General features: G+C 63.0%; 9 protein-coding genes. 7 read left to right on the top strand and 2 right to left on the bottom strand.

The features are described 5' to 3' along the window. Positions 1 to 85 precede the first annotated feature (85 nt). From ABMA59_RS29635 to hflX, 6 genes are all read left to right on the top strand, one after another. Positions 86 to 2,380 carry a sensor histidine kinase NtrY-like gene (locus tag ABMA59_RS29635; protein ID WP_349008981.1) on the top strand — a complete coding sequence of 765 codons (2,295 nt, stop codon included), beginning with the start codon at positions 86 to 88 and terminating at the stop codon, positions 2,378 to 2,380. Beyond that, the gene (gene ntrX / locus ABMA59_RS29630; protein WP_349008980.1) at positions 2,370 to 3,731 is read left to right on the top strand and encodes a nitrogen assimilation response regulator NtrX; all 1,362 of its coding nucleotides are present in this window, start codon (positions 2,370 to 2,372) and stop codon (positions 3,729 to 3,731) included. The genes ABMA59_RS29635 and ntrX overlap by 11 nt, the downstream gene beginning before the upstream one ends. A 34-nt stretch (positions 3,732 to 3,765) precedes the next feature. Further along, on the top strand, positions 3,766 to 5,142 hold the full coding sequence (trkA, locus tag ABMA59_RS29625) for a Trk system potassium transporter TrkA (protein WP_349008979.1): 1,377 nt from the start codon (positions 3,766 to 3,768) through the stop codon (positions 5,140 to 5,142). A 176-nt stretch (positions 5,143 to 5,318) separates the two neighbouring features. Continuing rightward, entirely contained in the window at positions 5,319 to 6,179 is an 861-nt protein-coding gene (locus tag ABMA59_RS29620) for a D-amino-acid transaminase (protein WP_349008978.1), read from the top strand. A 142-nt stretch (positions 6,180 to 6,321) separates the two neighbouring features. Beyond that, positions 6,322 to 6,570, top strand: coding sequence for an RNA chaperone Hfq (hfq, locus tag ABMA59_RS29615; protein WP_349008977.1), 249 nt, complete (start codon positions 6,322 to 6,324; stop codon positions 6,568 to 6,570). A gap of 57 nt (positions 6,571 to 6,627) precedes the next feature. Beyond that, entirely contained in the window at positions 6,628 to 7,956 is a 1,329-nt protein-coding gene (hflX, locus tag ABMA59_RS29610; RefSeq protein WP_349009046.1) for a GTPase HflX, read from the top strand. A gap of 45 nt (positions 7,957 to 8,001) precedes the next feature. Here the strand turns inward: hflX and mazG are convergent, their stop codons facing one another. Both mazG and ABMA59_RS29600 read right to left on the bottom strand, forming a co-directional pair. Then, on the bottom strand, positions 8,002 to 8,826 hold the full coding sequence (gene mazG / locus ABMA59_RS29605) for a nucleoside triphosphate pyrophosphohydrolase (RefSeq protein ID WP_349008976.1): 825 nt from the start codon (positions 8,824 to 8,826) through the stop codon (positions 8,002 to 8,004). Positions 8,827 to 9,397: 571 nt separating this feature from the next. Next, positions 9,398 to 9,655, bottom strand: coding sequence for a DUF1127 domain-containing protein (locus ABMA59_RS29600; protein WP_349008975.1), 258 nt, complete (start codon positions 9,653 to 9,655; stop codon positions 9,398 to 9,400). A 133-nt stretch (positions 9,656 to 9,788) separates the two neighbouring features. Between ABMA59_RS29600 and ABMA59_RS29595 the strand changes: the two genes are divergently transcribed. Next, positions 9,789 to 11,306 (top strand): winged helix-turn-helix domain-containing tetratricopeptide repeat protein, encoded by a 1,518-nt coding sequence (locus ABMA59_RS29595; protein WP_349008974.1) that lies wholly within the window; start codon positions 9,789 to 9,791, stop codon positions 11,304 to 11,306. Positions 11,307 to 11,572: the final 266 nt, after the last annotated feature.

Genomic DNA, 11,572 nt, shown 5'->3' with positions numbered 1-11,572 from the left:
AGGTATTTCCTCCGACCAGGGTTTTGTTGCATAATCGCCACAATGCGTTGCATACATCCGGGAGGTTCCGGATCACGCAGGCAGTATGGCTATCGACGCACCGACCGCACCAGCACCCATTTTCCCGAATGCCAGAGCGTTCGAGGGACGGCGGCTGCTCGCGCTGACCGGCATAGTGGCCGTGGTCGGCGCGTTAATCGCGGCCGCGCTATCCTTTGCAGTGCTGGTCGGTGCAACGCCGTTCGCGCCGGACAGCACGACCACGCTCGCGACCGTCATCGGCGTGAACGCCGTCATGATCATCTTCCTTATCGGTCTGATCGGCCGGGAGGTGCATCGCATCGTCGCGGCACGCAGGAACGAAAAGGCGGCGGCACGCCTGCATGTGCGCATCGTCGCCATGTTTTCCATCGTCGCGGCGATCCCCGCGATCATCGTCGCCATTTTCGCCTCGATCACGCTGGATGTCGGCCTCGACCGCTGGTTCGAGATACGCACCAAGACCATCGTCAATTCGTCGCTGTCGATCGCCGAAGCCTACGTGCGCGAAAACGCCCGCAACCTTCAGGGCACGACCCTGTCGATGGCCTACGACCTTGCCAACGCCAGGACACTGTACAATCTCGACCGAACCGGCTTTCGCGACTTCCTGAGCCAGCAGGCGGTCGGCCGGGCGCTGGCGCACGCCGCGCTGATCCGCCCGGACGGATCGTTCATCATGCAGGCAAAGACTGCGGCCGATTTCACGATGCCGGAGCCGCCCGCCGGTACGCTCGGGGATGCGGCCGGCGGGCAGCCCGTGCTGATCGATCCGGGCACCAAGAACATCGTTGGGGCCGTGGTAAAACTGCGCGAGTTCGACGACACCTATCTATACACCATCCGGCTGGTCGATCCCGACGTTATCAAGGCTCGGCAGATCGTCACCGTCAACACGGCCGACTATCGCGGACTCGAGTCTAACCGCAGGACGACGCAAGTCGCGTTCGCGCTGCTCTATCTCGGCGTTACGCTGGTTATCGTGCTTGCGGCGATCTGGACCGGCATAGCGGTCGCCGACCGACTGGTGCGGCCGATCCGCCAGTTGATCGGCGCGGCCGACGAGGTGGCGACCGGCAATCTGGACGTATCCGTGCCGGTGCGCCAGTCCGATGGCGACCTGGCGTCGCTGAGCGACACGTTCAACAAAATGCTGCTCCAGCTTAAATCGCAGCGCAACGAGATCCTGACCGCCAAGGATCTCGTCGACGAGCGCCGACGATTCTCCGAGGCAGTGCTGGCGGGTGTGACGGCCGGCGTCATCGGTGTCGACTCGACCGGCACGATAACCATCGTCAACCGCTCGGCTGAGACAATGCTGGCGATCTCGGCATCGGCCAGCGTCGGCCAGAACCTGTCGAAGGTGCTGCCGCATGTGGGAAAGGTTTTCGAGATCGGCCGCAGCTCCGGCCGGCCGGTCTATCGCGAGCAGGTGACCTTCTTCCGCGCCGGCACGGAGCGGACGTTCAACGTCCAGGTCACGCTGGAGCGCGGCGACCGCGACGCGGGCGAACAGTCCTTCGTGGTAACGGTCGACGACATCACCGATCTTGTCACCGCGCAACGGACGTCGGCCTGGGCGGACGTGGCCCGGCGCATCGCTCATGAGATCAAGAACCCGCTGACGCCGATCCAATTGTCGGCCGAGCGCATCCGCAGGCGCTTCGGGAAGGTGATTACCGAGGACCGCGAAATCTTTGACCAGTGCACCGACACGATCATACGGCAGGTGGGCGATATCGGCCGCATGGTCGATGAGTTCTCGTCCTTCGCCCGTATGCCCAAGCCGGAGATCCGCGACGTCGACCTGCGCGAACCGTTGCGCGAGGCGTCTTTCCTCATCGAGGTCAGCCGGTCCGACATCGCTTTCGAGCGGGCTTATGGCGGCGAGATGCTGAAGGGCAAATACGACAGCCGCCTGCTGGCGCAGGCATTCGGAAACGTGATCAAAAACGCGACGGAAGCCATCGACGCGGTTGACAGGCAGGACAGCGAGCCTGGCGTCGTCCGGATCGTAGCAAAACAGCAGAGTGGCGTCATCCGCGTCGACGTGATGGACAATGGCAAGGGATTGCCGCGCGAGAACCGGCAGCGGCTGCTCGAGCCCTACATGACGACGCGCGAGAAAGGCACCGGGCTCGGCCTCGCCATCGTCAAGAAGATCATCGAGGACCATGGCGGCAGGCTGGAACTGCATGACGCCCCGGTGGATTTCCACGGCGGCAAGGGAGCGATGGTGAGCATCTTCCTGCCGGCTTCCGCCGAACAAGCGGAGGCGAAGGAGGAGGGGACTCCTTCGCAAACACAAAGAGAAACTGAAAAGGTCGCAAATGGCGTCTGATATCCTTGTCGTCGACGACGAAGAAGACATTCGCGAATTGGTTGCCGGTATTCTGAGCGACGAAGGCCATGAGACCCGCACGGCGCATAACGCCGACAGCGCGCTGGCCTCCATCGCCGACCGCGTGCCGCGCCTGGTGTTCCTCGATATCTGGCTGCAAGGGTCGCGGCTGGATGGGCTGGCCCTGCTTGATGAGATCAAGACACTGCATCCCAACCTGCCGGTAGTGATGATCTCCGGCCACGGCAACATCGAGACCGCTGTTTCGGCGATCCGGCGTGGCGCCTACGATTTCATTGAGAAACCGTTCAAGTCCGACCGCCTCATTCTGGTCGCCGAGCGCGCTTTGGAGACCTCGAAACTCAAGCGCGAGGTGTCGGAACTCAAGAACCGCAGTGGCGACACACACGACCTGATCGGCATGTCGTCAGCCATGACGCAATTGCGCCAGACGATCGAGCGCGTCGCACCGACCAACAGCCGTATCATGATCATGGGACCCTCCGGCGCCGGCAAGGAGCAGGTGGCGCGTGCAATCCACGCAGCTTCGGCGCGCAGGACCGGGCCGTTCGTGTCGTTGAACGCGGCGACGATCACGCCCGAACGCATGGAGATCGAACTGTTCGGCACGGAATCCAACGGTACTGAACGCAAGGTCGGCGCGCTTGAGGAGGCGCATCGCGGCATCCTTTATCTCGACGAGGTTGCCGACATGCCGCGCGAGACGCAGGCCAAGATTCTGCGCGTGCTGGTCGACCAGCAGTTCGAGCGGGTAGGGGGCACCAAGCGGGTCAGGGTGGACGTGCGTATTATATCGTCGACAGCACAGAATCTCGAAGGTCTGATCGCCGAGGGCCGTTTCCGCGAGGATCTTTACCATCGGCTGGCCGTGGTGCCGGTTCTGGTTCCAGGTCTGGCGGAGCGGCGCGAGGACATCCCGTATCTGGTCGATAATTTCATGAAGCAGGTAGCGCGCACCGCCGGCATCAAGCCGCGGCGCATCGCCGACGACGCGATGGCGGTGCTGCAGGCGCACAACTGGCCGGGCAATGTCCGGCAGCTCCGCAACAATATCGAACGGCTGATGATCTTGGTGCGCGGCGACGACGTGGACGCGCCAATCACCTCCGACCTGCTGCCCTCGGAGATCGGCGACGTCATGCCGCGCGCGCCGAGCCAGAACGATCACCACATCATGGCGCTGCCGTTGCGCGAGGCGCGCGAGATGTTCGAGAAGGAATATCTGATCGCCCAGATAAACCGCTTCGGCGGCAATATCTCGCGCACGGCCGAATTCATCGGCATGGAGCGTTCGGCGCTGCACCGCAAGCTGAAGTCGCTAGGAGTCTGAGTTGCGCGCATCCTCCTGTTTTCCCGGCGTCTGAATGCGCGTCATCATATGCGGGGCCGGGCAGGTCGGCTACGGCATCGCCGAGCGGCTGGCGGCCGAAAAGAACGACGTGTCGATCATCGACACCTCCCCGGACCTGATCCAGACGGTGCGCGACGCGCTGGATGTGCGCGGCTTCGTCGGCCATGGCGCGCATCCCGATGTGCTGGAAAAGGCCGGCGCGCAGCAGGCCGACATGATCATCGCGGTCACCCTCTACGACGAGGTCAACATCGTCGCCTGCGAGGTGGCGCATGCGCTGTTCAACGTGCCGATGAAAATCGCCCGCATCCGCGCGCAAGCCTATCTGCAGCCGCACTATCAGGACCTGTTCTCGCGCGAGCATCTGCCGATCGATGTCATCATCTCGCCCGAGATCGAAGTCGGCGAAATGGTGATGCGGCGCATCGCACTGCCCGGCGCGACCGACGTGGTGCGTTTCGCCGACGACAAGATCGCCATGGTCGCGATCGAATGCCTGGAGGACTGCCCGGTCATCAACACGCCGCTGTCACAGCTTTCCCAGTTGTTTCCCGACCTGCCGGCGACGGTGGTGGGCGTCAACCGCGCCGGAAGGCTGTTCATTCCGCGCTCGGCCGACCAGCTTCTGGTCGGCGACCTCACCTATGTCGTGGCGAACCGTGACCAGATCCGCCGCACGCTCGGCCTGTTCGGGCATGAGGAGCAGGAGGCGACCCGGATCGTGATTGCCGGCGGCGGCAATATCGGCCTCTATGTCGCCCGCCAGATCGAGCAGCGGCAGGGCCGCACCAAGATCAAGATCATCGAGAGCAGTCGCGACAGGGCGGTCGCGGCGGCCGATTCTCTGCGCCGCACCGTGGTGCTGCACGGCAGCGCGCTGGACCAGCGCCTGCTGCATGAGGCCGACATCCAGGAAGCCGAACTCATGGTCGCGCTGACCAACAACGACCAGGTCAATATCCTCTCCAGCGTGATGGCCAAGCGGCTGGGCTGCAAGTCGAACCTGGCGCTGATCAACAATCCGAGTTTTCTCGACATCACCAAGACGGTCGGCATCGACGCCACGTTGAACCCGGGCTCGGTGACCATATCGCGCGTGCTCCAGCATGTTCGGCGCGGCCGCATCCGCGGCGTCCACAGCCTCCATCACGGTGCGGCGGAAGTCATCGAGGCGGAAGCCCTGGAAACCTCGCCGCTGGTCGGCGTGGTGATGCGTGACCTCGACCTGCCGGACGGCATGCGCATAGGCGCGGTCTATCGCGACGGGGTGGTGCTGAAACCCAGCGGCTCGCTGCGTATCAAGGCAAAAGACCGGGTGGTGATCTTCGCGCTTGAGAAGGCAGTGAAGCAGGTGGAACAAATGTTTCGGGTGAGTTTGGAGTTCTTCTGAGTCAGCTCGTGATGTGCAGGACGGGAAGGGCACATCCCCCTTTGTAGGATCGCCACCAAATTCTTCGGAAGCTGAACCTCTAACCCATTGTCCCCAGCACAAACTCCGCCTTTTGCCGGCTCGGCTGAATCGGATAAGGGGAGCAGTCGATCGACGTGCCGGAAGGACAGAAAAGCATGCCGCGCATAGCCTATGTGAACGGGCGCTACGTCGCCCATGCCGACGCCAGCGTGCATGTCGAGGATCGCGGCTATCAGTTCGCCGATGGCGTCTACGAAGTGTGCGAAGTGGCGCGCGGTCATATCATGGACATGGCCGGGCATCTCAACCGCCTGGAGCGTTCGCTGCGCGAACTGTCGATCGGCTGGCCCGTGCGCCGCGCGGCGCTGGAGATCATCATAGGCGAGGTGATCCGCCGCAACCGGGTAACCAACGGCCTGGTCTATGTGCAGGTGACGCGCGGCGTCGCCAACCGCGACTTCGTCTTCCCGGCGGACACCAGACCCTCGCTCGTGGTCATCGCCAGGAAGGCGGATCCGGCCATCAACGCCAAGCGCGCCGAGACCGGCATCAAGGTCATCACCGTTCCGGAAAACCGTTGGGAGCGCGTCGACATCAAGACCGTCGGCTTGCTGCCCAACGTTCTTGCCAAGCAGCGCGCCAAGGAGGCCGGCGCGCAAGAGGCGTGGTTCGTGGATACCTCCGGCAACGTCAAGGAGGGCGGGTCGTCGAACGCCTGGATCGTGACGGCCGACGGCAAGCTGGTGACGCGCCCGGCCGACGAGGGCATCCTGCGCGGCATTACCCGCACCACCCTTTTCGACGTCGCCAAGGTGCTGGGCCTGACGGTCGAGGAACGCTATTTCAGCGTCGCAGAAGCCAAGGCGGCACGCGAGGCCTTCATCACTTCCGCGACCACCGTGGTCATGCCGGTCGTCGCGATCGACGGCCAGCCGATTGCGAACGGACATCCGGGATCGATGGCAATTTCGCTGCGCGAGGCTTTTTTTGACGTTGCGGAAAAACGCCCGGCCTGATACCGGGCACATTGATGTATGAATCAAACCTAATTGCACTTGTCTGGTAACAGGGCGAGGGCGGGATTTGTGCGCTTGACACGTGCTCATTAATTTGGCGCACTGGCCTGCAATTCCAGGGGACCGGCGAAAGAACAAAACGATGGCGGAACGATCGCAGAATCTTCAGGACCTCTTCCTGAATTCGGTTCGCAAGAGCAAAAATCCCCTGACGATCTTCCTGATCAATGGCGTGAAATTGACGGGGGTCGTTACTTCCTTCGACAACTTCTGTGTTCTGCTGCGGCGGGATGGTCATTCGCAGCTTGTTTATAAACATGCGATTTCCACCATCATGCCCAGCCAGCCGGTGCAGATGTTCGATGCCGAAGACGGCAACCAAGGCTCCTGATTGACACGTGACATATCCGCGGGCGCCGGGACGCCCGAAAAAGGGAAGCGGGGAGGCATCCCCCAAGAGGCACCAACCGAACGCGCTGTCGTGGTCGTGCCCGTCCTGCCTGCCGCCCGCGACGACGACGACCGCAGTCGGCCGCGCCTGAGCCGCTCGGCCGAAGCCCGCCTCGAAGAGGCCGTAGGGCTGGCTGCGGCTGTCGACCTCGAAATCACCCATTCGGCTACCGTCAACGTCAACGAGCCGCGCCCGGCGACGCTGTTCGGCAGCGGCAAGGTCGAGGAACTGGCGGCGATCGTCAAGGACACGCATGCCGGCCTGCTGATTGTCGACCATCCGCTGACGCCCGTGCAACAGCGGAACCTGGAGAAGGAAACGCAGGCGAAGGTGCTCGACCGCACCGGGCTGATCCTCGAAATCTTCGGCCGCCGTGCCCGCACCAAGGAGGGCACTCTGCAGGTCGATCTGGCGCATCTGACCTATCAGAAAGGGCGGCTGGTCCGTAGCTGGACCCACCTCGAACGGCAGCGCGGCGGCGCGGGTTTCCTGGGAGGCCCCGGCGAAACGCAGATCGAGGCAGACCGGCGCGCGCTGCAGGACAAGATCATCAAGCTGAAAAGGGAACTGGAGCAGGTGCGCCGAACCCGCGACCTGCACCGCGCGAAGCGCCGCAAGGTGCCCTTCCCGGTCGTCGCCATCGTCGGCTACACCAATGCGGGAAAATCGACGCTGTTCAACCGGCTGACTGGCGCTGAGGTGCTGGCCGAGGATATGCTGTTCGCCACGCTGGACCCGACGCTCAGGCGCGTGCGCCTGCCGCACGGTACGCCGGTTATCCTGTCGGACACCGTGGGTTTCATTTCGGACCTGCCGACGCATCTGGTGGCCGCCTTCCGTGCGACGCTGGAAGAGGTGATCGAGGCTGATCTGGTGCTGCATCTGCGCGACATATCCGATCCCGATACGGCGGCGCAGGCCGAGGATGTCGAGCGCATCCTCGCCGACCTCGGCGTCGACACCGGTGAGACGCATGTGATCGAAGTCTGGAACAAGATCGACCTGCTCGACCAAGCGACGCGCCAGCGTTTGCTGGAAGATGCCCACCTGCACGAGGACAGCCCGCCGGTGCCGATTTCTGCGGTCACGGGCGAGGGGATCGAGGCGCTGTCGACATTGATCGAGCAGAGACTTTCCGGCGTGCTGGCGCAGGTGGACATCACGCTTGCTCCGGCGCAACTTGGGCTGGTCGACTGGGTTTATCGCAACGGAGACGTCGTCTCGCGCAAGGACAACGAAGACGGCAGTGTCGCCTTCAAACTGATGGCGACCGAGGCGGCGCGCGACGAAATTGAAAGCCGGCTGAAGGCGAAGGGCAAAGCCTGATAAAGCCAGTTCCCCCTCTGCATCGCTGAGAGGAAGGAGCGCTCCTCACCGAACCGCTTTGGCCCGCTGCCACTCTTCCTCCATCTCCTCCAGCGTCGCATCCTGCAGCGAGCGGCCTTGGGCGCGCAAAGCGGCTTCAACGAGATGGAAGCGGGTGCGGAACTTGTCGTTGGTGCCGCTGAGCGCCGCCTCGGGATCGATTTTCAGATGCCGGGCGAAATTGACCAGCGCGAATAGCACGTCGCCGAACTCATCCTCGGTGGCTGCCTGATCCCTGGCCGAGATTGCCACGCGCAGTTCGGCGATCTCTTCCTCGATCTTGTCTAGGATTGGGGTGGCATCGCCCCAGTCGAAGCCGACGCGCGCCGCCTTTTCCTGAAGCTTCAGCGCGCGGGTAAGTGCTGGAAAGGCGAGGGGGACGCCATCGAGATATCCCTTTCCGTTGTCCTCGGGATCGAGCCCGCGTGCCAGCCGTGCCGCCCGCTTCTCGGCCTTCTCCTCGGCCTTGATCTTCTCCCACATGCCCTTGGCCATCCCGGCGCTGCGGGCCTCGGTGTCGCCGAACACATGCGGATGGCGGCGGATCATTTTCTTTGTGATGCCTTCGACAACGTCGCCGAAGGAGAATTCGCCAGCTTCCTCCGCCATGCGTGCGTGGTAGACGACCTGCAGAAGCAGATCGCCGAGCTCCTCGCGCAGATCATCGAGATCGGAACGCGCGATGGCGTCGGCCACCTCATAGGCTTCCTCGATCGTGTAGGGCGCGATGGATTTGAAGTCCTGCTCGACGTCCCACGGGCAGCCGCCGACGGGCGCGCGCAACGCGGCCATGATTTCGATCAGGCGGGAAATATCGCGGGAAGGGAGCATGGAACGATGTTAGCCCGCTTGCCCGGTTCGCGCCTCCGGCAGCGGTAGCGGCTTCGCCGGTTATCCACAGGCAGACTTCCCCCTGGGCGCGAACCCGGCCGGGACGTCGCCGTTGACATGTATGTGATCCGACGACGGCCTACAACGCGTGCCTACACACTTGCACGGGACAACCAGAGGCTTAGATGTGATTTAGCGGGCATTCGCGAGGCCTTCCCATGACAAGAATGATGTTGGCGGTGATGTCGTTGCTGTTGGCGATGTCACCGGCTAGCGCCGTGTCGCGCTACGACACGCAGCGGATGTCCTGCGCAAACATCCAGGCGGCGCTCAAGAGAGACAGTCCGGCAATCCTGCGTTTCCAGTCGAAGCAAACGCCTAGCGTTCCGATCTACAACCTCTACGTTGGCAGCGGCGAGGATTGCAAAGGCGTGACGATAGCACGAGCGAGCAGCGTTCCGGCGTCCGACGGCTCATGCCAAGTCCTCCGATGCGTCGCGCCGCCGCATTCGTCACGTTAGCACTGGCGGAGCAGCACGCGGCCGTATGATCGGCGCCGCGCATATTGGCCTTATGCTTGCCAGAAGGGCTTTTTGATCTCCGCCTCGACCTGCTGTCTTGTCAGACCGATATCGTCGATCAAATGAGGATCGTCCTTCGACATTCGCGCAAGGTGCCAGCGAAAGCGCTTCCGCTCTTCCCAGGCCGCTATTTTGCTGTGGAGAGCCGCCAAACTGCACCATCCGCCCGAGGCGTTCGCCGGAATGGTCGATGCTGTGGATCGAAGCACCTGATTTGGTGCCGAAGCAGGGGCGAGAGTCTGGTTCATGGCAGTCTCCATGTTCGTTCGCCGTCAAGGAAACCTTGACCTGAAGAGCACGGATTCTGCGGTATACGGGCGGCGTGGTCCTTAAGCCTTCCCAAAAAGTTCCAAAAACCTCCAAACGGTCTATAGATGCGCCATGCAGGGATTGCGCTTTGCCTTTGGTCCGTTCGTGCTCGATCCCGAAGCGGGCACGCTGCTCCGTGGCGATGTTCCGGTTTCCGTGGGCTATCGCGGGCTCAGGCTGCTTGAGACGCTGGTCAGACGGCCCGGCGAAATTTTGGGCAAGGCCGAATTGATGGACGCGGCGTGGCCGGACACGGCTGTCGAGGAAGGCAACCTCACCGTCCAGATCGCGCAGCTCAGGAAATTACTCGGCGTGACCGGCGATGGCGGAGAGGGGGGTGACGGATGGATCGCCACGGTGCCCCGCGTTGGCTATCGCTTCACGGGGAGCGTTCAAGAGCTGAGCGGCGTCAAGCACAGATCCTTGGCGCTGCCCGAACGGCCGTCGATAGCGGTGCTACCATTCGACAGTGTCGGCAACGATCCCGAGCAGGAATCCTTCGCGGACGGGTTGACCGAAGACCTGATCACGGATTTGTCGCGAAACGCCGGTCTGTTCGTCATCGCGCGCAACTCGGCCTTTGCCTACAAGGGCAAGGTCGCTGACGGACGGACAATTGCCGGGGAACTCGGCGTGCGTACCTTGCTGACCGGCAGCGCGAGACGCGCCGCCGGGCGGGTGCGCATCAATGCCCAGCTCATCGACGCGGCAAGCGGCGAGCATCTCTGGGCGGACCGTTTTGATCGCGGCCTGGGCGACATTTTTGCGGTTCAGGACGAGGTGACGGCCAGGATCGTGCATGCTCTGCTCGGCCGGCTCGGCGCATCGCCGCGCAAGCGGCCGAACAACCTCGAGGCCTACGACTTCTGTGTGCGGGCGCGCAGGCTGATGGATGATACGCCGCAGGCCGCACGCGAAGCGCATCTGATGCTGACTCGCGCGGTCTCGCTCGATCCGAACTACGCCGAGGCCTATCGCTGGCTAGCGATGAACCACTGGATGGGTTGGGTGCATTCCGGCGGACCAACGGACTCTTCGCGCGGCATTGCCCTGGAACTGGCGCGAAGAGGCGTGGATCTCGATCCCGACGATGCCGGTTGCCGCTGGGTGCTGGCATACCTGCTTGCCTATGAGCGGAGCTTCGCCGAGGCGGACGCGGAATTCGCCAAGGCGATCGAAATCGATCCCAACGAGGCCGACGCCTGGGCGGCGTTGTCAGACGTCACGGTCCTGGCCGGGCGCGTAGACGAGGGTCTTGAGCATATCCGCAAGGCGTTTCGGCTGAACCCGTTTCCGGCGAACTGGTACCATCTGGTGCTCGGTCAGGCGCAATACGCAGCCGCCGAATATGAGGCCGCTGTCGAGACACTGACCAGGGACGAAACCTACAGAACGAGTTCGCGCCGTTTCCTTGCGGCGAGCCTTGCGCAATTAGGCCGGCTCGACGAGGCGCGCGCCGAGGGCGAACTGTTCCTCGTCGGCAACCCGGATTTCACCATCAATCATTGGGCTGCGACGGAGCCGTTCCGCCACGCCGCTACGCTCGAGCATTTCGTCGATGGCTTTCGCAAGGCCGGTCTGCCGGAGTGATGCTCAGGGGAAGCCGCTGATATCGCTGCAAAGTCGCAGTTCAAGGTAGAATCCGCTCGGCAATAACAAATGTTCTGGCAAGTTACTGAAGCGACAGGCTTAGCAAGTTAGAAATGCGACATTGGTCGGGCAGGGCGGTCCAATCTCTGCAAAGTAGAAATGTCGCATCGACGGCGAACCCACCTTCCTGGCGCTAACGTGAGCGCCCGATCGGGCGCCGCTGGTCGGGGTTGCTCAGCCCGATCGGGGGCGATCCAGTCGAACTT

The sequence above is a fragment of the Mesorhizobium yinganensis genome, from assembly GCF_040081985.1.
Taxonomy (GTDB): Bacteria; Pseudomonadota; Alphaproteobacteria; order Rhizobiales; family Rhizobiaceae; genus Kumtagia; species Kumtagia yinganensis.
Note: the sequence above shows the minus strand (reverse complement) of the source record. Positions and strands in the feature narration are given on the sequence as shown.